Genomic DNA, 23,401 nt, shown 5'->3' on the forward strand with positions numbered 1-23,401 from the left:
GTTGAGGCTCAGTCTGCAAGACGCAGCGTGATATGACGCCAGCCGTCCGCGATGCGCTCGCCGGCCAGCTCGCCCGTCGCGCAGGTCGCGACGCGCGTATCCGATGCGGGCACGCTCACGCGGACTTCGTTCTGCACGCGCGGCATCGCGCCGTGGCGTTCTATCGCGATGCACAGGCTTCGCGCATCGCTTTCGATGACGACGCGCCAGCGCCCGTGCACGCCGTCGCGCCACGCTTCGGATTCGCCGTCGTCTTCGATGCAATCGCCGCGCGCGACGCCGGCGCCCGCGCAAGGCAACGCGATGAACGCGCGTTCATCGGCGGGACGCGCGAAGTGCTGCTCCGCGATGTTCAGCGGAATCACATGCCCTTCGCGGATCAGCATGACGGGGCGATCGTGCGGCGCGGGCAGCGTGACCGTTTGGCCGCCGTCGAAGACTTCGCCGCTCCAGTAGGACGACCAGCGCGCGCCCTTCGGCAGATGGATGCGTCGCTCGCTTTGCGCCGCCTCGACGACCGGCGCGACGAGCAGCGACGAGCCGAGCATCATGTCGTCGCCGTCTTCGAGGCAGAGCGGATCGTCGGGGAATTCGGCGAACATCGGACGGAGCACCGGTTCGTACGCGCGATGCGATCGCCACAGCAGTTGGTACAGGTACGGAATCAGCCGGTAACGCAGCTTGATGAGACCGGCGATGAGATTGGTAGTTTGCGGATACATCCAAGGCTCGTTGACGGTGCCGTCGTCGTTCCATGAGTGGATGGAAAAGCGCGGCAGAAAGATGCCGAACGCGACCCAGCGCGACAGCAGTTCGGGATCCGGCGCGGGCCCCGCGAAGCCGCCGATGTCATGTCCGCTGTTCGACACGCCCGACATCGCGAGACCGAGGCCCATCTTGAGATTGAAGCGCAGCGTGTCCCACGACGTGTAGTTGTCGCCCGACCACGTCTGCACATATCGATGCATGCCGACGCCGCCCGAGCGCGATACGAGAAACGGCCGCACGCCGGGCGCACGTTCGCGCTGCGCGTCGCGCGAGGCGCGCATCATCAGTTGCGTCTGCAGGACCTTGGCCTCGCGCGCCGGAAACGGCTCGCCGAAGCCGCGCGCGATTGCATCCGCGCTCCAGATTTCGAACTCGTTGTTGTCGTTCCACGTCGCGGCGATGCCGTGCGCGAGCAGGCTTTCCTTCACGCGCGCTTTCCACCAGTCGATGGTCCGCGGATTCGTGAAGTCGAGATACGCGCCGACTTCGTCCCAGAACTGCACCCACGCCGGTTCGCCGTCGCGCGTTTCGATCAGGAGACCGGCATCGGCGACGGAATCGAACAGCGGGTGATCCCGCAGCAGACACGGCTTGATGTTCGGACACAGCCGCACGCCTTCGCGCAGATAGCTCGTCACGAAACCGTCGATATCGGGAAACTTGTCGCGATTCCAGTTGAACACGTAGCGCTTGCCGCCAATCGACGTATAGCCCGACGAAAGATGGAACGAATCGCACAGGATGTCGTGCTCGCGGCATCGGTCGATGAATTCGGCCATGCGCTTTTGCGCGTCGGGGGCGTCGGTATAGCTCATCGTCGAGCCGGAGTAGCCGAGGCCCCACTTCGGCATCCACGCGGGACGACCCGTCAGCCATGTAAAGCGGCGCACGGCGTGAAGCGGCGTGTCGGGCGACGCGATGAAGTAATAGTCGAGATCGCCGTGCTCCGCGATGAAGTGCCGATAGTGCCCGTGATAGTTGTCGAGCTCGCGGCCCATGTCGAAGCGGCAATCGGCGAGCGTGTCGTAGAAGAGACCGAAGCCCGTCGATGTCTCCGGCTGCCACGTCACGTAGAACGGAATGTGCTTGTAGAGCGGATCGGTCGTGCGGGCGTTGTAGCCCATCGCATCGACGTTGCGCATCTCGTAGCTTTGATTCGCGCGGTCGAGCGAACCCGCGCGTTCGCCGAGTCCCACGTACATTTCGCCCGGCTTGCGCGCGATGTAGTGATACACGCGCTCGTCCCACCAGCCGAAGTTGTACGCCTGCGTCTTGCGATCGTTCATGACGTGATGCCACTGGCGGTCGCGCACGATTTGCCACGAGCAGAAGCCGCCGTCGAGCGCAATCGTCAAGCGGATCATCGCTGTCTCGATGACGACGTGTTGGTCATCGTCCGACATCGTGAACGGTGCGCTCGCGAAGCCGCTCGTATCGTAGCGGTCGCGTCCTTCGAGCGGCACGTCGTCCTGTCCGGGCGCGATCGCCCAGGTGCGCGGCCCGCGCAGCTCGCCGTGCGGCAAGACCAGCACGCGGATGATGTCATCGGCGAGGACGAACAGTTCGATGCCCGCGCCATCGGCGGAACTCAGCGCGACGCGGTTGTCCGTTCGCTCCGAAATCGCGAAACGCGGACGATTCTTCAAGTTGGCCATGATGTGTCTCCCGTTCATTCGATCTCAGGCGGCCCGATGCGCCGCGCCGGGCGGATTCGCGTCGCTCGTCACGCCGCGCATCAGCACGACGAGCAGCGCCGCGCCGATCAGGTCGAACGCGCCGAGCGCGGCGAAGAGCGGCGTGAAGCCCACCGAATCCGCGAGCGCGCCGACGACGAGCGAAAAGCCCAGTCCGCCGATCCACGCCGCCATGCCCGCGAAGCCCGCGGCGGTGCCGACTTCGCCGGGCTCGAAGACATCGGCGGCGAGCGTGTTGACGAGCGCCGAGATCATCTGATGCGCGAAGCCGCCGACGCAGAACAGCGCGATGGCTTCATACGGCGACGCGACGAGCCCGATGCACGCGGGCCCGATCATCATGAACGCGCCGAGCACGACGCCCGCGATGCGCGACGCGATGAGCGGCACGCGGAAACGCTTCATCAGAAACGGCGAAAGATAGCCGCCGAACAGCCCGCCGAGATCGGCGGCGAGAAACGGCAGCCACGCGAACATGGCGATCTGCTTGAGGTCCATGTGACGCTCGGTCGCGAGATAGAGCGGAATCCAGAAGCTGAAGGTTTGCCACGCGGGTTCGGCGAAAAAGCGCGCCTGCGCGATGGCCCAGAAGCGGCGCGTGCCGAGCACTTCGCGGATGCGGCGTTGCTCGCCCGGGCGGTTCGTCACGGGCGTTTGCCCTTCGATGATCGCGTTCTTCTCCTGCTCGCCGATCTTCGGATGCTCGCGCGGCCCGCGATACAGCCAGTACCAGAACGCGGCCCAGACGAAGCCCATCGCGCCGGTCACGACGAACGCGCTTTGCCATCCGTAGCGCAGCGAAAGAAAGACGACGAGCGGAGGCGCGAACAGCGAGCCGAGCGACGTGCCGGCGTTGAAGTAGCCGACCGCGACCGACTTCTCGCGATTCGGAAACCATTCGGCGACGACCTTCATCCCCGCCGGAATCGCGACGGCTTCCGAGAGGCCCATGAGTCCGCGCAGCGCCGCGAGCGACACCCAGCCGCCGGCGAGCGCGTGCGCCATGCCGGTCGCGGACCAGAGGCACGCGAACAGCGCGAAGCCGAGCCGCAGCCCGATTACATCGATGATGAGTCCGCACACCGGCTGCATGATCGTATAGCCGACCTGAAACGCGGCGACGACATAGGAATACTGCTGCGTGCTCATGTTCATGAGCGTTTTCAGCTCGGCGGCCATGACGCCGAGCGCGTTGCGCGAAAGATAGTTGACGATCGTGCCCGCGCAGACGAGCGCGATGATCCACCAGCGCAAGCCGATGACTGTTTTCAAGATTGAGTCTCCGTTGTTCTCGACGGGCGATGAGCGGCGGCGCGCAGTGCCCTTTCTGTTCGGCTATCGCGATGATCGAATTCGAACGTTCGGCATCGAAAAGCCGGTTCAATCCTACTCTCGGCGACCGAAATTTATCTCAATTGCGACAAATAGTTTCGTTTCAGCGTTCGGATGTTCGTTTTCGATCATGTGGCGTCGAGCCAATGCGCAAGCCCCGGGCAAACGCCTACGCCCGATTTAACCGGCCATTACCCTTTGCGCGCGCGGCTTCCTAAACTTCACTAAAAAGGGGAGGCGCTCATGTCAAAGCTCATTCACACGATGATTCGCGTGCAGGACCTGCAACGCTCGCTCGATTTCTACGAGAAGGCTTTCGATCTCGGCGTCGCGCACCGGCTGGACTTTCCGGACTTCACGCTCGCCTATCTGCGCAACGACGAAACCAACGCCGAGCTCGAACTCACCTGGAACAAGGGACGCGCCGAGCCATACACACATGGCGACGGCTACGGCCACGTCGCCGTGAGCGTGCCGGATGCGAAGGCGGAGCGCGAGCGTCTGATCGGCCTCGGTCTCTCACCCAACGACGTGCGCGAATTCAAGAACGACGACGGCTCGCTCATCGCGCGTTACTTCTTCATTCAGGATCCGGACGGCTACAAGATCGAGGTTCTCGAACGGCATGGACATTACGAATAGTCAGATAGTCAGCGGCATCACGCGGGACCACACACATAAATAAGCTGTTGCAGTGCCCCACAAGGAGAGAGACATGCGAGACACGATCATCCCGATCGTCGCGCAGCGGCGCGCGCACGACGGTGAAGAGCATCACGACCACGACGACATCGCCGCGCCACCGAACATCGCACTGACGCGACGCGAATTTCTGCGCGGCACCGGCGTGCTGGTCGGCACCATCGCGGCGACCTCGATCTTCGCGAGCCTCGCGCCGAGCCGCGTCTGGGCGCTCGAAATGCAGGGGCTCGACACGCATCAGGGCGAAGTGCTGCTGCAAGTCACGCGACAGATCTATCCGCACGCAACACTCGATGACGCCGTCTACGCGCTCGTCGTCAAGGATCTCGACGCCAAGGCGAAAGCCGATCCCGCCGTGCGCCAGCAACTCGCCGACGGCGTCGCGCAGCTCGACGCCAAAGCCGGCTCCGACTGGACGAGGCGCGGCGCGAACGACAAGGCGCAGGACGTCGCCGCGCTCGCGGGCACGCCGTTCTTCAACACCGTACGCAGCACGGCCGTCGTGTCCCTGTACAGCAACGCGCTGGCGTATCAGCACTTCGGCTATGGCGCATCGAAGGGCGATGGCGGCTATCTCTATCAGGGTTTCAACAACCTGTCATGGCTGCCCGATCCGCCTCTCGCGAACAGCGGTCCGATTCCGAAAGACAGCTAACCCATTCGAGCGATCCGACGGAAAACGGAGACAGACATGTACACGGACAACAAGGTGCAGTTCAGGCACAACGACGATCACGTCGTGGTGATCATCGGATCGGGCGCGGGCGGCGGGACGCTCGCCAACGAACTCGCGCAGAAGGGCGTCGACGTGGTCGTGCTCGAAGCAGGCGCGATGCACACGCAAGGCGATTTCGCGACGGAAGAGTGGAGCGCGTTCAAGCAGCTTTCATGGCTCGACAATCGCACGACATCGGGCAACTGGCGCGTCGCGAAAGATTTCCCCAACCTGCCCGCGTGGATCTGCAAGACCGTGGGCGGCACGACGGTCCACTGGGCGGGCGCGAGCCTGCGCATTCAGCCGCACGAGTTCAAGGCCAAGACGACTTACGGCGACGTGCAGGGCGCCAATCTGCTCGACTGGCCGGTGACGCGCGCGGAGCTCGATCCCTACTACGACCGCGCCGAAAAGAAGATGGGCGTCACGCGCACGAACGGCAATCCGGGCCTGCCGGGCAACAACAACTTCAAAGTGATGTCGGCGGGCGCGGCGAAGCTCGGCTACAAGGAGTGCAACACCGGCCATATGGCGATCAACAGCACGGTCCGCGACGATCGCACGCACTGCTTTCAGCGCGGCTTCTGCTTTCAGGGCTGCCGCATGGGCGCGAAGTGGTCGACGCTCTATACCGAACTGCCGCGCGCGCAGGCGACGGGCCGCATGGAATTGCGCCCGCAATCGCATGTCGTGAAGATCGAGCACGATGCGCGCGGCAAGGCGACGGGCGTCGTCTATTACGACAAGGACGGCAAGCTGCAACGGCAGAGGGCGCGCGTCGTCGCGGTGGCGGGCAATGCGATCGAGACGCCGCGGCTCCTGCTCAACTCGCAGTCGAGCAAGTTCCCAGATGGCCTCGCGAACGGCTCGGGCCAGGTCGGCCGCAACTACATGCGGCACACGACAGGCTCGGTCTACGGCGTGTTCAACGACAAGGTCGAGATGTTCAAGGGCACGACGATGGCCGGCATCATCGAGGATGAATCCGTGTTCGATCCGAAGCGCGGCTTCGCGGGCGGCTATCACATGGAGACGCTTTCGCTCGGGCTGCCCTTCTATGCGGCGTTTCTCGACCCCGGCTCGTGGGGGCCGAACTTCGCGGCGGCGATGGATCAGTATCAGTACACGGCGGGCATGTGGATCGTCGGCGAGGACATGCCGCGCGAACAGAACCGCATCACGCTCAACACCGACGTGAAGGATCAGTACGGCTTGCCGGTGCCGAACGTCCACTTCGACGATCATCCGAATGACGAAGCGATGCGCCAGCACGCGTACAAGCAGGGCAGCGCGGTGTACGAAGCGGCGGGCGCGAAGGCGACGTATCTCGTGCCGCCGTATCCGTCGACGCACAATCTCGGCACCGCGCGCATGAGCGCGAAAGCCGCCGACGGCGTCTGCAATTCGCATGGCCAGACGCACGAAGTGGCGAACCTGTTCATCTCCGATGGCAGCCAGTTCACGACGGGCGCGGCGGAAAACCCGACGCTCACGATCGTCACGCTGGCGATCCGTCAGGCCGACTACATCGCCGGCCAGATGAAGCAGCGCAGGGTTTGACGTGATTGCCGATGATCGCGTAGCGGAGTAGTTTGTTCGGTCGGCCGTCGTGCGACGAGCATGGCGGCCCGTTTCCTGGAGATCAACGTCATGTGTCGGGTGTACATCAACGCCGATCCGATCCTTTATGAATCGCGCACGCGTTCGCTGCGCATTCATGGTGTGATCACTACCGTCCGGCTCGAAAATCTCTTCTGGGACGTGCTGCACGAAATCGCCGGGCGCGAAAATCTCACGACGAGCCAGTTCGCCGTCAAGCTCTACGACGAACTGATCGCGCTGCGCGGCGAAGCGCCGACCAACTTCGCGTCGTTTCTGCGCGTGTGCTGTTTGCGCTATCTGTCGATGCGCGAGGCGAAGCAGGCGGCCGAAGGCGAGGCGGCGGGCGCGGTGGCCCTGCGTGTGCTGAAAGCGGGCTAGTTCGACGCATTCCTCATTGAACGCGAGCGCGCCGGGCTTCGGCGTGCCCCTTTCCGTCAGCCAAAGCGATGGTGACATCGGCCAAGCGCCGCCCGCCGTCCCATTCAGCATCTAGCATCCTGTTCGACCGACAACGAACGACGACGCATCCGCGGTGATGCACGCCCGGACGCCGTTTGCCGCGGAGTCTCGAGCATGCTTTTCAATTCCTATTCGTTCATCTTCGCGTTTCTTCCCGTGGTTTTCGTCGGCGCGTTTCTGCTCGGGCGTTATAGCCATCGGCTCGCTGCGCTCTGGCTCGGGCTGGCGTCGCTTTGGTTTTATGCAATATGGACGCCACGCTTTGTCGTGCTCTTGCTCGGTTCCATCCTGTTCAACTATGCCGCCGCGTGGTGGATCGGCAGGGAAAGCGAAAGGAAAAGCGGCCATCCGAAGCTGATTCTTATCGGCGCCATAACAATCGATCTGGGTCTGCTCGGCTACTATAAATACGCCAACTTTCTCATCGATTCATCGAATCATCTGCTGGGGATGAATCTTGCGGCGCTCGACATCATTCTGCCGTTGGGAATCTCGTTCTTTACGTTCACGCAGATCGCCTTTCTCGTCGATGTCTATCGCGGCATCGCGCGCGAATACAACTTCGTCAACTACTTACTGTTCGTCACGTATTTCCCGCATCTGATCGCAGGACCGGTGCTGCATCACAGTCAGATGATGCCGCAGTTCGGCAATCCGAAAACCTTCCGGATGAATCCGGAGAACATATCCGCCGGATTGACGGTTTTCGTGCTGGGGCTCGCGAAGAAAGTTCTGATTGCAGACACGCTAGCCAAAGGCGCCGTGCCGCTTTTCAGCGCGGCGAGTGCGGGCGTGCCGCTGACTTTCTTCGAAGCCTGGACGGGCGCGCTCGCGTACACGCTCCAGTTGTATTTCGACTTTTCCGGCTATTGCGATATGGCCGTGGGCATCTCACTGCTCTTCAACGTCAAACTTCCGATCAATTTCGATTCGCCCTATAAGGCGGCCAGCATCATCGACTTCTGGCGGCGCTGGCACATGACGCTATCCGCGTTTCTGCGGGATTACCTGTATATACCGCTCGGCGGAAGGAAACACGGCGGCCCGCTGCGCCGCTACGTCAATCTGATGATAACGATGCTATTGGGCGGCTTGTGGCACGGCGCCGGATGGACGTTCATCGCGTGGGGCGGATTGCATGGCGCGTATCTGATCGTGAATCACGGCTGGCGCGCCGTGTCTCCGCGTCTGGGAATAGATGGTTCGAGCCGGTTCGCGCGAATCGCAGGCGTAGCGCTGACCTTTTTAGCCGTCGTCGTGGGATGGGTTTTCTTCAGGGCCGAGAACTTTCAGACCGCCTGGAACATGCTCGCGGGCATGGCGGGTTTTCACGGTGTTTCGCTACCCGCGTCTTTGGAACGGCATATCGTTCCCGTTCTCCGTTCGAAGCTGCGTTTCGACGGCTTTCTGCCATCCGTCGGCATTCCGTCGATGGTGTTCGTCACGCTGCTGTTCGGCTTCGTTCTCGTGTGGGGATTCCCGAACCTGCAGCGTTTGCTGGAGCGCTACAGGTCGGCTGAACTTTCATTCACGCGCGTCCGGAACCGGATATTGCCGCGCCGGGTCGACGCCACGTTATTGGCCGCAAGTCTTTCGGCGTTGCTCTTTTTCGTCGTGGTTCTGGCTATTGGATCAGCGGGTCCATCGGAGTTTCTCTATTTCGAGTTCTGACCATGACGTATCTGAAAATCTTCGCGACGTCGCTGGCCATTATCGCGATCGCCTGGTTCTCGGCGGCATTGATGCTCGCGCCCGCGCCAATTGCCGGCGAGTATTGGGTACGGGAAATGACGGTCGTGAAGCGGAGCATCGCGCAGCATTACAAGGGACAGCGAAAACTGATCGTAGCGGCCGGATCGAACGTGCTTTTCAGCGTGGACACGACGCAACTGAGCAAGGATCTCGGCATTCCGGTTTTGAATTACGGATTTCACGCGGGACTCGCGCTCGATGAAATCCTTGGCGAAGTGACGTCCGTCGCCGAGAACGACGACACCGTGATTCTCGCACTGGAGCGCGAATACTATTGCGACGATGCCAACAAGGAGAATGCCACCTGGAGAGCGCGAAACGCCATCGCCTGGGATCACGACCGCTGGCGGACGTGGTCGATATTCCGGCGGCTGGACGCAATTACATCGATGGGTCCCGGACTCATCTTCGAACTCGCGCAGGCTCGAATTCGCGAGACATGGTTTCCGAAATCCATCGAAGACAGGCTTCGCGCATTTCACGATCAGGAAATCGTGACGAGATTCATCGATGCGCCGCCGCCGACATCATTCGCCTATTCCGCGTATCACCTCGACGGCCTGGGCAACATGCAGCAGATCGATGGCTCGAATTACACGGGACGTCCGGAATCGGCGGAACAGGAAACGGAAATCTGTCCGGATAGCTTTCTCGTGCTGAAGCGATTCGTCCATGCGATGCACGACAAGGGCGTGTCGGTCTACTTCGCCAATACGCCCTATGTGCAGACGAGCACGACGCGCGCGGATCGGGTCGAAGAGGCATCGAAGCAATTCGCCAGCGCCATTTCTCCGCTCGGAACCGTGCTCGACGACCGGAACCAGCTTCTCTTCAACCGCAAACTGTTTCTGAACACCGACCTCCACATGAACACCGAAGGCAGGACATTGAGAACCGGATTGCTCGAAGACTCGATCAAAAGCCATCCCGCATTGAAGCAATGGCTCGACTTGCGATGAACGCGAAGTTGTCGCGAGCGGCTATCGGCAGGCCATAACTTCCTTCCATTTCGAACCAGGAGACAATGCGAAGCGGGGGTATCTGCGAATTTTGCGCGTTGCTGGCACGATTTCCGTCACGCTGCTAGATTACCGTGCAACAGAATCGTTGATCGAGAGACTACGATGCCTGACAAATCCGCTTCCCCGCGTTCGCCTCTTCCCGCGCTGATCCTCATCGCGGCCATCGTCGCCGTGCTGGTCGCGGCCTTCGCCTACACGGCGGGCTGGCTCACGCCGAATCGCCTCACACCGGCGAAGATCGTGGGCAGCCTCGCGCCACCGGGCGGCGCGGTGCCGGGCTTCAGACGCAATCATGCGAAGGGCATCTGCTTCAGCGGCGATTTCGAATCCAACGGCTCGGGCGCGGCAATCTCCAAAGCCAGGATGTTCATGCCGGGTACGTATCCCGTCACGGGGCGCTTCAATCTCGCGACGCCGGACCCGAAAGCATCGGATGCGATGGCGCGCGTGCGCGGCCTGAGCCTGCGCATCGTGATGCCCGACGGCAGCGAGTGGCGCTCCGCGATGATCGATGCGCCGTTCTTCCCCGTTGCGACACCGCAGGCCTTTTTCGACCTGCAACGCGCGCTCGCGAACAAGAGCGATCCCGAGTCGATGCAGAAGTTCGCCGCCGCGCACCCGGAGATCGCTGCGTTCGGCGCGTGGGCCGGCAGTGCGCCGTGGACGGCATCGTATGCGGACGAGCGTTACAACAGCCTCAACAGCTTCGTCTTCACGAACGCGGAGGGACAGGATCAGACGGTGCGCTGGTCCTTCGTTCCCGCCGCGAAGCCCGAGACGCTGACGCCGGACGAATTGAAGCAGAAGGGCGCGAATTTTCTCGATGCGGAGATCACGCAGCGCGTGCAAAGCGCGCCGCAACGCTGGGCGATGGTCGTCACCGTCGCGAATCCCGGCGATCCGACCGCGGACCCGAGCAAGGCGTGGCCGGAAGACCGGCATACGGTCGAAGTGGGCACGCTCGTCGTGAAAGCCATCGAACCGGAGCCGGACGGTCCTTGCCGCGATCTCAACTTCGATCCGACCGTGCTGCCCTCGGGCATGCGCGTATCGGACGATCCGTTTCCTGCCGCGCGCTCGGCTGCCTATTCCGTATCGTTCAATCGACGCACCGCCGAGGACAAGGCCTATCCGCACACGCCTTCGCAAGGAGCGCAGCAATGAACGCGATCAACGAGCGGTTCTCGCCGCTGCAACGCGCCCTGCACTGGATCATGGCGATCTGCATTCTGTCGATGCTGTTCATCGGCGTCGGCATGGTGTCGACGGTGAGGCCGGACTATCTGACGCTCGTGTCGATACACAAGCCGCTCGGCATCGCGATACTCGTGCTCGCGCTGATCCGTCTCGCCGTGCGAATCGCGCGCGGTGCGCCGCCGCTGCCCGCGAACATGCCCGAGCCGATGAAGCTCGCCGCGCATCTATCGCACTATGCGTTCTATGCGTTGATGATCGCGTTGCCATTGCTCGGCTATGGCATGTTGTCGGCGGCGGATTATCCGGTCGTGATAGGCGGCTATCGCCTGCCGTCACTTTTGCCGCATAGCAATTCGTTGCACACGCTGCTCTGGAACGCGCATCGGTTCCTCGCGTTGTGCTTCTTCGCGCTGATCGTCGTGCATCTCGCGGCGGCGCTGTTTCATGCGCTCGTGCGTCGCGATGGCGTCTTTCACGCGATGGCGCCGTGGAAATAGACGCGCACGTTCAGGGGCGCCGCTGCTGCACGACTTGGGCGAGCGCCCGCACGCCCGGCTCGATCAGCTCCGCGCGTATCGCTGAAAAACCCATGCGGAAGCATCGCTGGCCATCGGCGGGATCGGCGAAGAACACGCTGCCCGGTTCGATGAGCACGCCGAGCGCTTGCGCGTCTTTCGCGAGACGCGTCGCGTCGAGCCACGGCGGACCTTCGACCCAGCACGAAGCGCCGCCCGTCACGTTCGATGCGCGCAATTCCGGCAGATGCGTGGCGAGCGCATCCATCAGCACTTCGGCGCGTTCCTTGTAGACGCGCCCGAGCTTGCGCAATAGCGTGTCGTGATGACCGAGCGCGAGAAAGGTCGCGAATGCGCGCTGGATGTACGCGGCCGGATGACGAATCATCAGACGGCGCAGCGCGCGCAGCTCGCGTATCAGCTCGCGCGGCGCGACGATATAACCGAGCCGCAGTCCTGGCGCGAGCGTCTTCGACAGCGAACCGATATAGACGACGCGCTCTGCCGTATCGAGGCTCTTCAACGCGGGATGCGGCGTGCCCGAGAACGTGTTCTCGCTCTCGTAGTCATCCTCCACGACGATGAAATCATGCTTCACCGACAGGTCGAGCAACTTGCGTCGCCGCTCGATGGGCATCGTGACGGTCGTCGGACATTGATGGCTCGGCGTGACATACACGTAATCGCAAGGCGCGATCACGCTTTCATCGTCGATGACGGCGCCGTCTTCGTCCACTTCGAGCGGCACGATTTGCGCGTTGTGATGCTGGAAGATGTTGCGCGCATCGGGATAGCCGGGGTTCTCCATGCCGACTTTCGTCTGCGTGCCGCACAACAACGCGCCGATGAGATAGAGCGCCTGCTGGCAGCCGTTCGTGACGACGATCTCTTCGGGCATCGCGAAGACACCGCGACGCGGCAGCACGCGCGTGCGTATTTGTTCGACGAGCGTTTCGTCGTCGCGTTCGATGAGATCGGGCGCCCAGTTGCGGATTTCCATCACCGACAAGCCGTGCATGCAGCTCTCGCGCCAGTCGCTCGTCGGGAAGAGTTCGGTGTCGAATTGCCCGTAAATAAAGGGATATTCGTAACTCTGCCAGTTCGACGGCTTGACGATATTGCGTTGATGCGACGGGGCGTGCCGGATGCGCGCGCTCCAGTCGGGATGACCTTGCTGCGTCTCGATGCTCGATGTTTCCGCGACGCCCGCTGCGGTGAAGCCGCGTTGCAACTCGTCGGTTGCCGGATTCACGAAATGGCCGCTGCGTTCGCGCGAGACGAGGTAGCCTTCCTCGACGAGTTGCTGATACGCGAGCACGACGGTGTTGCGCGACACGTTGAGCTGATCGGCGAGTTCGCGGCTCGAAGGCAAGGCGGAATCGGGCGCGATATGACCGCTCAGGATCGCATTGACGATCATCTGGCGGATCTGGTTTTGCAGGCTCATCCCCGAGACCCGCGAGCGCTCGAAGAGCTGCGCCCAAAGCATCGCGGTAGGACGGATGGGCATGCATGTCTCCTTGTGGAACGTTTATTGGATGTGTCGATATTACGTGGGGCTTGCCTGTCGCGCCAGTTGAAAAATAGCCCGAAGGCAGACGAGCTGTTAGCCGCGAATCCGTTCGCGCGATGACGCTGAAGTAAAAAATGATCCCGGATAGCGGATGCGGCGCGACGATTGAATAGAATCGCCTGCGTTTTCTCACGGATGACGACTTCGTAAGTTGGTTCTATTGACGATATCGGCGGCGCGCTGGCGTGATCTCCAAGCCGAATCGAACAGTCACCCCATCGAGCTTTCCGATAAGTATGCCCAAGGTTCTTGTTCTAAGCGTGAGCGCGGGCGCCGGCCACGTTCGCGCAGCAGAGGCGCTGTGCGCGTATGCAAAGACTCATCCCGCAAGTGTCGAAGCCGTGCATCTCGATGTCATGGACTTCGTTCCCGCAAGTTTCAAGGCGCTTTACGCGGAGTTCTACATCAAACTGGTCGCTCGCCAGCCGGCCCTCTGGAGTTATCTCTATCAGAAGACGGACAGCGCTTCGCCACGATCATTCGGCGAACGTCTTCGACGCGCGGTCGAGCGGCTCAACTGCCGCGCGCTGATAACGGAGATCGAGCGGCATCGCGCCGATGCGATCATTTGCACGCATTTCCTGCCTGCCGAGTTGCTTTCGCGTGAACGTCGTCTCGGCAACATTCATACGCCGGTGTGGGTGCAAGTCACGGACTTCGATCTTCATCGCATGTGGGTCGTGCCGGGCATGCAGGGATATTTCGCCGCAAACGACGAAGTCGCCTGGCGCATGACGAACCGCGGCGTTTCATCGGCATCGGTTCACATCGGCGGGATACCTGTCATGCCCGCCTTCAGCGAGCCTCTCGACCGCGCGGCGTGCGCGGCGCAATGCGGCCTGGACCCTGCGCGCATGACTCTGTTGATGATGTCCGGCGGCGAAGGTCTTGGCGCGCTCGACGCACTCGCCGAACGTCTGCTGAACATGGACGGCGATTTTCAGTTGATCGCTTTGGCGGGTCGCAACGAAGCGATGCGCGCCGCGTTGCGAAAACTGTGCGCGTTCCATCCAGCACGTTTGCACGTTTCCGGCTTCACGCCCAACGTCGAGCGCCTGATGGCGTGTTCCGATCTCGTCATCACGAAGCCTGGCGGGCTGACCACGTCCGAGTGCCTCGCAATGAAACTGCCGATGATCGTCACCTCGCCGATCCCGGGGCAGGAAGAGCGCAATGCGGATTACCTGCTCGAACACGGCGTCGCGCTGAAAGCCGTCGATGCAGTGGCGCTGGAGTATCGCGTTCGCGCGCTGCTCGACGATCCGGCCCGGCTCGATGCGATGCGCGAGCGAATCGCGCCGCTCTCGCGTCCGTATGCAGCACGTTTCGTTCTGGATACGGTGTGCGATGCGCTCGGCAATCCGGATACAAAGGTGGCGGCATGAACGCACGTGTCCTCGTGCCTGGCGGGCGCACGCTCGCGCTCGTCGGCTGGGTCGCGCTGCTGGGCTTCTTGTTCGCCAACGTCGAAATGCAGATCGAAGGCAACGCAGGTTGGGCCGCGAGCTTGCCGACATGGCGCATCGAACATCACTGGTTGCTCGACATCTTCTGGGGCGGCAGACCGATGACGGGGTATCACGCGTGGGTCTTTCCATTCGTCGCGTTGTTCTTTCATCTGCCCGTGATCTTTTTCGGTCGATGGTCATGGCGCATCGAGGCGCGCATCGTCGCATGCGTCATGACGTTCTGGCTGATCGAAGACTTTCTCTGGTTCGTTCTCAATCCCGCGTTCGGCATCGATCGCTTCGATGCGCTTCATGTGCCCTGGCACAAGCACTGGATCGGGTTCGCACCCACCGATTACTGGACCATGAGCATTGCAGCGCTCGTGTTGTTTCATCTGTCGCGTGAGCCTGGCACGGGGCGGTCGTCGCATGAATAAAGTCTTCCGCATTTTGTTTTACGGCGCGGGCTTCATCGCTGCGGCATACGTCCTGCAGTCGAAGATGGCGGCAGCGCCCGCTCCGGCCACGTCTGCATCCATGACGGTCGAACGCCCGCTGAACTGGGCCGAACCGATCGTGTACGCAGGCGTCGACAATCTTCATCGCATCACGCCTTCGCTTTATCGGAGCGCGCAGATATCGGCGGCCGATATCGTGCAACTGCGCGCACTGGGTATCCGCAAGATCGTCAGCTTCCGTTCGTTTCATTCCGATGAGGATGTTCTCGAAGGCAGCGGCATCGCGCTGCAGCGCATCCGTATCAACACATGGAACATCAAGGACGAGGACATGATCGCCGCGCTCAAGGCGCTGCGCGATGTCGACCGCGATGGTCCGATTCTCATTCACTGTCAGCATGGCGCGGATCGCACGGGGCTGGTATCGGCGCTGTATCGCGTGGTGTATCAAGGGTGGACCAGGCAACAGGCCGAAGATGAGTTGCTGCATGGCGGCTATGGATTTCATCCGGTGTGGGGAAACATCAGAAGCTATCTGCAGCACGTCGATGTCGAATGGTTGAGGCGGCAGGTTGGCGTTGCGGGGAGTCCCGCGTGATGCGCGCCTCCATGATTCGCATGGTGCTGATCTGCCTGCGACGTATCACCGTGCCTTTCGAACGCGCCGACGTCGCCGTGCTCTTCCGATATGCGCTCCAAGGTGACGGCACGCCAAAGCCCATTCTTGCGGCGCGGCTCGAGACCGCGTTTAAGTGTCATCGTGCGGGTCTTTGCTCGCTATTTCCACCTTCCACGAGCGCAGCTCGCGTTCGAGAGCCTTGGCGCAACGGTCTTGCCGGGTGCGTTTCCGCGTGAAGTCAGGGCGATGGACGCGTATTCGATTTGGCGCGAAGTGCCCGCATACGCCGTCTATTTCGCCCGGCTCTCGCTCGACGAGCACGCCGAGCCGGTGTCGTTCAGGCCGGTGAAGTTTTTGATGAGTCTCTTCTTCTGAGCTGCAAGTCAACTCGCGCCCCGCACCGAAAACGCCATCTCCCTTCTCTGCCGCAACCCGACCCACGCCGCGGACATCGCACTGACGATTCCCGCTGCGAGGCAGTATCCCGCGATCATCCACGGATCGCCGCCGTTGCGTTGCAAGAGCCACGTCGCGATGATCGGGCTGATGCCGCTCGCGAAGATCCCCGAGAACTGATACACGAACGAGATGCCCGAGTAGCGCACTTTCGCGTCGAAGAGTTCGGAGAAGAGCGCGGCTTCCGGACCATAGATCGATGCATAAACCACGCCGAGCGGAATCACGACCGCGAGCCACGCGAGCATCGTATTGCCGCCGCTATTCTTCATGAGCCAGAAGCCGAGGAACGCGGAAAGCCCGGTCGCAAGCGATCCCCAGAAGTAAATGCGCGCACGCCCAACGCGATCCGACAGCCGTCCGAAGAACGGAATCGTGAAGATCATCACGAACGCGGCGATCATTACGCCGAGCAGCGCGTCCGTGCGTTGCAGATGCAGCGTGCCGGTGAGATAAGAAATCGAAAACACGCCGAACACGTTGAAGAACACGCCATCGATGAAGCGTGCGCCCATGCCCGCAAGCGTATTGCCGGGATACTTCGTGATGACATCGACGATCGGCATGCGCGCTTCGCTGCCCGTCTTCTGGATGCGCGCGAACTCCGGCGTTTCCATCACGTTCAGGCGGATATACATGCCGATGAGCACAAGCGCGAACGACAGGAAGAACGCGATACGCCAGCCCCATGCGAGGAACTGCGCGTCGGTCAGCATGAGCGAGAGCCCCGCGACGACGCCCGACGACAGACACAAGCCGAGCGCGAGGCCGATCTGCGGAATGCTCGCATAGAAGCCGCGCTTGTTCTCGGGTGCGTATTCGAACGCCATCAGCACGGCGCCGCCCCATTCGCCGCCGAGACCGATGCCTTGCAGCACGCGCAGAAACAGCAGCAGCGATGGCGCCCATATGCCGATCTGCGCATACGTCGGCACCATGCCGATCAACACCGTCGCGACGCCCATGATCGTCAGCGTCATCACGAGCATGCTCTTTCTGCCGACGCGGTCGCCAAAGTGCCCGAAGATCACGCCGCCCAGCGGCCGGCTGAGAAAGCCGACGGCGAAGGTGCCGTAAGCGAGCATCGTCGAGATGAGCGGATCGCTGCCTGGAAAATAGAGCTTGTTGAAGACGATGCCGGCGACCACGCCGTATAGAAAGAAGTCGTACCACTCGATCGTCGCGCCGATCAGACTTGCGACGACGACCTTTCTCATCTGTTTGCCATCGGTTCGGGGCAGTGCGTTCATGGTTTGTCTCCGTGATGGGTTCGAGACTTGTGCTCAGTCTCTTTGGCCTGCATGGGCCATGGGCTTTTCCGCAACGACCGGGGTTACGTCTTCCACATGCGTGACGTGCTGATAGCGCTGGTCTTCGAGAATCATGTCGGCCGCCTTCTCCGCGATCATGATGACAGGCGCATTCGTGTTGCCCGATACGAGCTCCGGCATGATCGACGCATCGACCACACGCAGTCGTCCGATGCCGCGCACCTTCAGGCGCTCATCGACGACCGCGGATGCATCGTTGCCCATCTTGCAGGTGCCCGCCGGGTGATAGATCGACTGACTGAACTTGCGCGCGACGTCGAGCAGATCGGCATCGGTTCGATACTCCGAACCAGGAATGAACTCCGACACGATGTGCTTCGCGAGCGAAGGCGCCGCCGCGATGCGTCGCGCCACCTTGATGCCGCCGATCACGACGGGATGATCGCGTTCGTCGGAAAGATAATTCGCATGAATCGCGGGATATTGCAGCGGATCGTTCGAGCGAATCTCGACGCTGCCGCGGCTGTACGGCCGCAACTGACACACCGAAGACGTGAACGCCGAGAACGGATGCGCGCCTTGTCCGGGCTTGTCGGCGGAAAGTGGTTGCATGTGAAACTGGATGTCGGGACGCGCGACATCCGGCGACGAACGCGTGAAGATCGCAACCTGGCTCGCCGCGAGCGTCAGCGGCCCGGTGCGCGAGATAACGTATTGCAAGCCGATGAGCGCTTTCTTCAGCGGATTGTTGACCTCGTCGTTCAACGTCCGCTCGCGCGTCTTGAACACAAGCCGCACTTGCAGATGATCCTGCAGATTCCGGCCCACGCCCGGCAGGTCGTGCCTCACTTGCACGCCTGCGCCGTTCAACACGCTCGAAGGCCCGACGCCCGAGTTCTGCAGAATCTGCGGCGACCCGATCGCGCCAGCCGCGAGAATCACTTCGACACGCGCGCGTACTTTCTTCACGACGCCTTCATGCATGTACTCGATGCCGACCGCTTCCTTGCCGTTGAACAGCACCCTGCGCGTTTGCGCCCGCGTCTCGACGATAAGATTGCGCCGGTCGCGCACCGGCTTGAGAAAGCCCTTCGCGGTGCTCCAGCGAAAGCCCTTGTAGGCCGTCTGCTGAAAATAGCCGACGCCTTCTTGCGTCGCGCCGTTGTAATCCTCGTTGAACGGGATGCCGATTTCCTGCGCCGCCGCGATGAAGTGATCGGCGATCGGACGGCGCAAGCGCAAATCCGATACTTTCAACGGCCCGCCGGCGCCGTGATATTCGCTCGCGCCGTGCTCCTGATCTTCCGATTTCCTGAAGTAGGGCAGCACGTCCTTGTAACTCCATCCCGCGTTGCCGAGTTCGGCCCAGCGATCGTAGTCCTCGCGCTGACCGCGCACATAGAGCAGCCCGTTGAGCGAACTGCAGCCGCCCAGCACCTTGCCGCGCGGCCAGTCGATGCTGCGTCCTGCGACGGCATCGTCCGGTTCCGTGCGATAGCACCAGTCGAGCTCGGGATCGTGCATGGTCTTGAAGTAGCCGACGGGGATATGAATCCACGGGCTCGCATCGGGCCCGCCCGCTTCGAGCAGCAGCACGGTGTTGGACGGATCGGCGCTCAGACGGTTGGCGAGCACGCAACCTGCCGAGCCCGCACCGACGATGACGTAATCGACTTCCTGCTGCATGACACCTGTCTCCTGAGGTCTTCTTTTGGAACGAATCGTTTCGCTTGCGTTTCGTTCAATGTGGAAGAAGCGGGCAAGGAAGCCAAGAGAAAAGCGCGGAAGCTCGCGAAAGTGAAACGGAAAGTGCGAATTCCGATTCAGAAGCGGAAGGGGGATTGGGGTTGTCCCTGAGCCGCGATTTATTGATTCGCCATCCGAAGTAACGATGCTGCGGCGCGTCAGAAAGTGCCCGTGAGCTCGGCGGCGGCTTCCTGCAGGCGCGGCACGAACGTCAGCGCACGGGACAGCGCCATGCGCGAGACCGGCCCATGCACGGCGATAGCCGCGATGCACTTGCCGCGCGAGTCGAAAACCGGCACGGCGACGCAGGCGATGCCCAACACGAACTCTTCGTTATCGACGGCGATGCCCTTGTTCGCGATGCGATCCAGTTCCGCTTCGAGCAGGTTCGGATCGTCGAGCGTGTTGGGCGTGAAGCGTTCGAGCCGCATCGCGCGAACGAGCGCGCTGCGTTCGTCGCGCGGCATCATCGAAAGAAGCAGCTTGCCGCTCGCGCTGCAATGCGCGGGAACATGCGATCCGGGCTTGAGCTCCAGTCGCAGCGCCCACGGCGATTCGCAGCGGTCGAGATAAAGCACTTGCGTGTCGTGCAGCGTGCTCAGGTTGCACGTTTCGCCGAGATCGGCGACGAGACGCTCCAGAATCGCATGACGCTGGCGCCGCGCGCCGCTGTGCATCATCACGTCGACGCCGAGCCGTTCGAGGCGCGGGCCGATCACGTAAGCGTTCTTCTGGCCCGGTTCTCGCGCGACGAAGCCGCCCGCTTCGAGCGATTGCAACATGCGATGCAGCGATGCCTTCGGTTGCTCGATGATGTTCGCCAGCTCCGCGAGCGACAGCGCGCCCTTCGCCGCGACCAGATGTTCGAGCACGCTGAATGCGCGCAGCGTAGGCGTTTCGTTGCGCGCGGCGCTTTCGGCGAGCGGCGCGCTGTCCGTCGATCCAGGGTGAGCGAAGGCTTCCGTATCGGCTCGCGTGTCCATGTTGCGCGCTCACGCCGGGTGATGCCGCGCTGCCTGCGCCTGCACGCAAGTCACGGCGATTACGTGAAAGATATCGTCCGCGCTGCAGCCGCGCGACAGATCGTTGGCGGGCTTCGCCAGCCCTTGCAACAACGGGCCGATAGCCTTCGCACCGCCGATGCGCTCCGCGAGCTTGTAGCCGATGTTGCCCGCTTCCAGACTCGGGAAGATCAGCGTGTTGGCGTGTCCTTCGATCTGCGAGTGATGCACCTTGCGCATCGCGATTTCGGCGACGATCGCGGCGTCGAGCTGCACGTCGCCATCGATGGCGAGGCCGGGGCGCGCTTCCTTCACGCGCCGCGTCGCTTCGATGACCTTGTCGACGGCCGCATGATGCGCGCTGCCGCTCGTCGAAAACGACAGCATCGCGACGCGCGGGTCTTCCATCAGAAGACTGCGTGCGCTGTCGGCCGCGGCCATCGCGATTTCGGCGAGTTGCTCCGCATTCGGCTCGACGACGAGCGCGCAATCGGAAAAGACGAGGCCGCCTTTCATCGTATGAAAGGGCTCGCAGAGCATCATCAGAAAGAAGCTGGAAACGAGCTTGAATGAAGGCCGAACGCCGATGATCTGAATCGCGTTACGCACGACATCCGCCGTCGTGTTGACCGCGCCGGAGACCGATCCGTCGGCCTCGCCCATACGCACCATGAGGTTCGCGAAGCACAGCGGATCGCGCACGGCGGCGCGCGCCTGATCGGGCGTCATGCCCTTTTTCTCGCGCAACGCGAAAAGCTCTTCCGCAAAGCGTTCGCCAAGCGATGATTGAGAAGGATCGATCACCTCGATGCCTTCGAGATCGATGCCCGCGCCATCCGCGACCTGATACGCGCGCGCTTTCGCACCCGCGAGCACGATGCGCGCGATACCTTCCCTGTGCGCGCGTTGCGCCGCCTGAAGGACGCGCGTGTCTTCGGCTTCGGAGAGGACGACGCGCATCGGCAGGTCGCGAGCCTGATCGATGATGCGATGCATGGCTTTCATGGCGGGCTCTCGATGGTCGGTCGGAAAGCGCCGCTGCGCGGGCGCCCAGCGGCGTGAGGCAGGACTTAGACGTAGTCCTTGTACTTGTCCAGCATGCGTACCGGCTTCGAGAGCGCATCGCGGCGGAACGGATCGCCGAGCTCACGCGTGCACATGATTTCGATGATCGTCGTCTTGCCATGATTCATCTGCAGATCGATGGCCTTCTTCAGCGCCGGGCCCACATCCTCCAGCTTGTCGACGACGATGCCTTCCGCGCCCATCGCCTTCGCGATCTCGGCGAAGCTTTGATTGTCGAGCTCGCCCGCGACGAAGCGGCGGTTATAGAAGTCCACCTGATTCTTCTTCTCCGCGCCCCATTGACGGTTATGGAAGACCACGGCCGTCACCGGAATGTTGTGGCGCACGCATGTCATGGTCTCCATCAGGCTCATGCCCCAGGCGCCATCGCCCGCATACGACACGGCCGGACGATGCGGCGCCGCGACCTTCGCGCCGATGATCGTCGGGAACGCATAGCCGCAATTACCCCAGCTCATCGCCGCGAAGAAGCTGCGCGGTTTGTTGAAGCGCAGATAGCTGTTCGCGACCGAGTTGATGTTGCCGATGTCCGTCGAGACCATCACGTCTTCCGGCATCGCCTTTTCGAGTTCGCGCAACACCTGACGCGGATGCAGATATTGGCCGCCGCTGAAGGGCTTCTCGCCCTTCTGCTCTTCGATCATGTCGAGGCTGTACGGATCGCGCTCGTGCGTCCACTCGTCGAGCTCCTTCTCCCACGCGGCTTTTTCAGAAGCGATGGTTTTCGCGCGGGCATCCTTCGTCGCATCGCAATCGAGCTTGCGGTCCGCGAGACGTTGCGTGAGCGCGATGGCAGTCGCCTTCGCATCGCCGCAAATGCCGACGGAAATCTTCTTCACGAGGCCGAGCATCTTGTGATCCGCATCGATCTGGATGACCTTCGCTTCCTTCGGCCAGTAGTCGAGACCGTGCTGCGGCAGCGTGCCGAACGGTCCGAGGCGCGAACCGAGCGCGATGACGACATCGGCCTGACTGAGCAGCTTCATCGCCGCCTTCGAGCCTTGATAACCGAGCGGGCCGCACCACAACGGATGATTCGCCGGGAACGAGTCGTTATGCAGATAGCTGTTGACGACCGGCGCGCCCAGACGTTCCGCGAGCGCCTTGCACTCTTCGATGGCATCGGACATCACCACGCCGCCGCCCGAGATGATGACGGGAAATTTCGCTTGCGCGAGCAGATCGGCCGCTTCGTTCAGGCTCTGGTCGCCACCGGGGCCGCGATCGAGACGCTGCGGCTTCGGAATCTCGACCTTCACCTGGCCGTAAAAATAGTCGCGCGGAATATTGAGCTGCGTCGGTCCCATTTCGGACATCGCGCGATCGAAGCAGCGCGCGGTGAATTCGGCCATCCGCGCCGGATGCGTGACGTGGCCCTGATACTTCGTGAATTCCTGGAACATCGGCAGTTGCTTCGCTTCCTGGAAACCGCCGAGGCCGATGCCCATCGTGCCGGCTTCCGGCGTGACGATCACGACCGGGCTGTGCGCCCAGTACGCCGCAGCGATGGCCGTCACCGCATTGCTGATGCCCGGACCATTCTGACCAATGACGACGCCGTGACGACCGGACACGCGCGAATAGCCGTCGGCCATATGACCCGCGCCCTGCTCGTGCACGACCGGAATGAGACGGATGCCGGCGGGCGCGAAGATGTCCATCGCGTCCATGAATGCCGAACCCATGATGCCGAACATCTCGGTCACGCCATTGGCGGCGAGCGTTTCGACGAATGCTTCGGACGGGGTCATCGCCTGCGGACCGCTGGGCGCCGCGCCGGTGGCGGCGAGGGTGGTCTTGGACGGACGTGCTTGGTCGTGCTCGCTCATGAATGTCTCCGGGTGAAATAAAACGGAACGTTCGGTTCCGGAATTCGTATCGTGAAGACATCGTATGACACGCCGATTCCGCGGTCAACCTGTTTTTCGAATAAATGGAATGATTCGTCTCTAAAAAAAATCGGAACGAAGTCGTTCAAAAGAAGG

20 protein-coding genes are annotated in these 23,401 nt (G+C 62.1%); 12 read left to right on the plus strand and 8 right to left on the minus strand.

The window, feature by feature from the left end; translation table 11 throughout:
* Positions 1–8: 8 nt before the first annotated feature.
* Entirely contained in the window at positions 9–2,423 is a 2,415-nt protein-coding gene (locus QCE58_RS15020) for a glycoside hydrolase family 31 protein (protein ID WP_250522392.1), read from the minus strand.
* A gap of 24 nt (positions 2,424–2,447) precedes the next feature.
* Positions 2,448–3,734: an MFS transporter gene (locus QCE58_RS15025; RefSeq protein WP_008346087.1), complete on the minus strand. Its 1,287-nt coding sequence runs from the start codon at positions 3,732–3,734 to the stop codon at positions 2,448–2,450.
* 303 nt (positions 3,735–4,037) lie between these two features.
* Between QCE58_RS15025 and QCE58_RS15030 the strand changes: the two genes are divergently transcribed.
* The 8 genes from QCE58_RS15030 to QCE58_RS15065 all read left to right on the plus strand — a co-directional run bounded on the left by QCE58_RS15030 (position 4,038) and on the right by QCE58_RS15065 (position 11,740).
* Entirely contained in the window at positions 4,038–4,436 is a 399-nt protein-coding gene (locus tag QCE58_RS15030; RefSeq protein ID WP_008346085.1) for a VOC family protein, read from the plus strand.
* A 73-nt stretch (positions 4,437–4,509) separates the two neighbouring features.
* Positions 4,510–5,151 (plus strand): twin-arginine translocation signal domain-containing protein, encoded by a 642-nt coding sequence (locus QCE58_RS15035; protein WP_008346083.1) that lies wholly within the window; start codon positions 4,510–4,512, stop codon positions 5,149–5,151.
* 36 nt (positions 5,152–5,187) lie between these two features.
* Entirely contained in the window at positions 5,188–6,771 is a 1,584-nt protein-coding gene (locus tag QCE58_RS15040) for a GMC family oxidoreductase (protein WP_008346081.1), read from the plus strand.
* A 90-nt stretch (positions 6,772–6,861) separates the two neighbouring features.
* Positions 6,862–7,191 (plus strand): ribbon-helix-helix domain-containing protein, encoded by a 330-nt coding sequence (locus tag QCE58_RS15045; protein ID WP_033536923.1) that lies wholly within the window; start codon positions 6,862–6,864, stop codon positions 7,189–7,191.
* Positions 7,192–7,386: 195 nt separating this feature from the next.
* The gene (locus tag QCE58_RS15050; RefSeq protein ID WP_250522391.1) at positions 7,387–8,943 is read left to right on the plus strand and encodes an MBOAT family protein; all 1,557 of its coding nucleotides are present in this window, start codon (positions 7,387–7,389) and stop codon (positions 8,941–8,943) included.
* Positions 8,944–8,945: 2 nt separating this feature from the next.
* Positions 8,946–9,983, plus strand: coding sequence for a hypothetical protein (locus tag QCE58_RS15055; RefSeq protein ID WP_008346076.1), 1,038 nt, complete (start codon positions 8,946–8,948; stop codon positions 9,981–9,983).
* 165 nt (positions 9,984–10,148) lie between these two features.
* Positions 10,149–11,210, plus strand: a complete 1,062-nt coding sequence (locus QCE58_RS15060) for a catalase family peroxidase (protein ID WP_250522390.1) — start codon at positions 10,149–10,151, stop codon at positions 11,208–11,210.
* A complete protein-coding gene (locus tag QCE58_RS15065) occupies positions 11,207–11,740 on the plus strand; it encodes a cytochrome b (RefSeq protein WP_008346072.1) in 534 nt (177 codons plus the stop codon). Before QCE58_RS15060 ends, QCE58_RS15065 begins: the two co-directional genes overlap by 4 nt.
* A 10-nt stretch (positions 11,741–11,750) precedes the next feature.
* Here QCE58_RS15065 and QCE58_RS15070 read toward each other — a convergent pair whose 3' ends face one another.
* Entirely contained in the window at positions 11,751–13,268 is a 1,518-nt protein-coding gene (locus QCE58_RS15070) for a PLP-dependent aminotransferase family protein (RefSeq protein ID WP_250441608.1), read from the minus strand.
* A gap of 299 nt (positions 13,269–13,567) precedes the next feature.
* Between QCE58_RS15070 and QCE58_RS15075 the strand changes: the two genes are divergently transcribed.
* The 4 genes from QCE58_RS15075 (at position 13,568) to QCE58_RS15090 (ending at position 16,231) form a co-directional block, all read left to right on the plus strand.
* A complete protein-coding gene (locus tag QCE58_RS15075) occupies positions 13,568–14,716 on the plus strand; it encodes an MGDG synthase family glycosyltransferase (protein WP_008346069.1) in 1,149 nt (382 codons plus the stop codon).
* Complete coding sequence (locus QCE58_RS15080; RefSeq protein ID WP_250522389.1) at positions 14,713–15,216, plus strand: hypothetical protein; 504 nt, start codon at positions 14,713–14,715, stop codon at positions 15,214–15,216. Before QCE58_RS15075 ends, QCE58_RS15080 begins: the two co-directional genes overlap by 4 nt.
* The gene (locus QCE58_RS15085) at positions 15,209–15,835 is read left to right on the plus strand and encodes a dual specificity protein phosphatase family protein (protein WP_250437514.1); all 627 of its coding nucleotides are present in this window, start codon (positions 15,209–15,211) and stop codon (positions 15,833–15,835) included. The genes QCE58_RS15080 and QCE58_RS15085 overlap by 8 nt, the downstream gene beginning before the upstream one ends.
* Positions 15,836–15,925: 90 nt before the next feature.
* Positions 15,926–16,231 carry a hypothetical protein gene (locus tag QCE58_RS15090; RefSeq protein ID WP_250522388.1) on the plus strand — a complete coding sequence of 102 codons (306 nt, stop codon included), beginning with the start codon at positions 15,926–15,928 and terminating at the stop codon, positions 16,229–16,231.
* A gap of 8 nt (positions 16,232–16,239) precedes the next feature.
* On the opposite strand, the gene QCE58_RS15095 is transcribed toward QCE58_RS15090, so the two are convergent.
* The 5 genes from QCE58_RS15095 to xsc form a co-directional block, all read right to left on the minus strand.
* The gene (locus QCE58_RS15095) at positions 16,240–17,553 is read right to left on the minus strand and encodes an MFS transporter (protein ID WP_409014130.1); all 1,314 of its coding nucleotides are present in this window, start codon (positions 17,551–17,553) and stop codon (positions 16,240–16,242) included.
* Positions 17,554–17,595: 42 nt separating this feature from the next.
* Positions 17,596–19,269, minus strand: coding sequence for a GMC family oxidoreductase (locus QCE58_RS15100; RefSeq protein WP_250522386.1), 1,674 nt, complete (start codon positions 19,267–19,269; stop codon positions 17,596–17,598).
* Positions 19,270–19,487: 218 nt separating this feature from the next.
* On the minus strand, positions 19,488–20,312 hold the full coding sequence (locus QCE58_RS15105) for an IclR family transcriptional regulator (protein ID WP_250503791.1): 825 nt from the start codon (positions 20,310–20,312) through the stop codon (positions 19,488–19,490).
* 9 nt (positions 20,313–20,321) lie between these two features.
* On the minus strand, positions 20,322–21,335 hold the full coding sequence (pta, locus tag QCE58_RS15110; protein ID WP_175980325.1) for a phosphate acetyltransferase: 1,014 nt from the start codon (positions 21,333–21,335) through the stop codon (positions 20,322–20,324).
* Between the two features lie 65 nt (positions 21,336–21,400).
* Positions 21,401–23,167, minus strand: coding sequence for a sulfoacetaldehyde acetyltransferase (gene xsc, locus QCE58_RS15115; protein ID WP_051078970.1), 1,767 nt, complete (start codon positions 23,165–23,167; stop codon positions 21,401–21,403).
* Between the last annotated feature and the right edge of the window lie 234 nt (positions 23,168–23,401).

The organism is Caballeronia sp. LZ028 (assembly GCF_031451415.1).
GTDB classification, from domain to species: Bacteria; Pseudomonadota; Gammaproteobacteria; order Burkholderiales; family Burkholderiaceae; genus Caballeronia; species Caballeronia zhejiangensis.

Bases quoted from the DNA above. Each gene is read 5' to 3' on its own strand.
- QCE58_RS15085 (WP_250437514.1), top strand. From the start codon at position 15,209: ATGAATAAAGTCTTCCGCATTTTGTTTTACGGCGCGGGCTTCATCGCT.
- QCE58_RS15050 (WP_250522391.1), top strand. From the start codon at position 7,387: ATGCTTTTCAATTCCTATTCGTTCATCTTCGCGTTTCTTCCCGTGGTT.
- QCE58_RS15040 (WP_008346081.1), top strand. From the start codon at position 5,188: ATGTACACGGACAACAAGGTGCAGTTCAGGCACAACGACGATCACGTC.
- QCE58_RS15080 (WP_250522389.1), top strand. From the start codon at position 14,713: ATGAACGCACGTGTCCTCGTGCCTGGCGGGCGCACGCTCGCGCTCGTC.
- QCE58_RS15065 (WP_008346072.1), top strand. From the start codon at position 11,207: ATGAACGCGATCAACGAGCGGTTCTCGCCGCTGCAACGCGCCCTGCAC.
- QCE58_RS15100 (WP_250522386.1), bottom strand. From the start codon at position 19,269: ATGCAGCAGGAAGTCGATTACGTCATCGTCGGTGCGGGCTCGGCAGGT.
- QCE58_RS15020 (WP_250522392.1), bottom strand. From the start codon at position 2,423: ATGGCCAACTTGAAGAATCGTCCGCGTTTCGCGATTTCGGAGCGAACG.
- pta (WP_175980325.1), bottom strand. From the start codon at position 21,335: ATGAAAGCCATGCATCGCATCATCGATCAGGCTCGCGACCTGCCGATG.
- xsc (WP_051078970.1), bottom strand. From the start codon at position 23,167: ATGACCCCGTCCGAAGCATTCGTCGAAACGCTCGCCGCCAATGGCGTG.
- QCE58_RS15045 (WP_033536923.1), top strand. From the start codon at position 6,862: ATGTGTCGGGTGTACATCAACGCCGATCCGATCCTTTATGAATCGCGC.
- QCE58_RS15090 (WP_250522388.1), top strand. From the start codon at position 15,926: ATGCGCTCCAAGGTGACGGCACGCCAAAGCCCATTCTTGCGGCGCGGC.
- QCE58_RS15030 (WP_008346085.1), top strand. From the start codon at position 4,038: ATGTCAAAGCTCATTCACACGATGATTCGCGTGCAGGACCTGCAACGC.
- QCE58_RS15035 (WP_008346083.1), top strand. From the start codon at position 4,510: ATGCGAGACACGATCATCCCGATCGTCGCGCAGCGGCGCGCGCACGAC.
- QCE58_RS15070 (WP_250441608.1), bottom strand. From the start codon at position 13,268: ATGCCCATCCGTCCTACCGCGATGCTTTGGGCGCAGCTCTTCGAGCGC.
- QCE58_RS15060 (WP_250522390.1), top strand. From the start codon at position 10,149: ATGCCTGACAAATCCGCTTCCCCGCGTTCGCCTCTTCCCGCGCTGATC.
- QCE58_RS15075 (WP_008346069.1), top strand. From the start codon at position 13,568: ATGCCCAAGGTTCTTGTTCTAAGCGTGAGCGCGGGCGCCGGCCACGTT.
- QCE58_RS15105 (WP_250503791.1), bottom strand. From the start codon at position 20,312: ATGGACACGCGAGCCGATACGGAAGCCTTCGCTCACCCTGGATCGACG.
- QCE58_RS15055 (WP_008346076.1), top strand. From the start codon at position 8,946: ATGACGTATCTGAAAATCTTCGCGACGTCGCTGGCCATTATCGCGATC.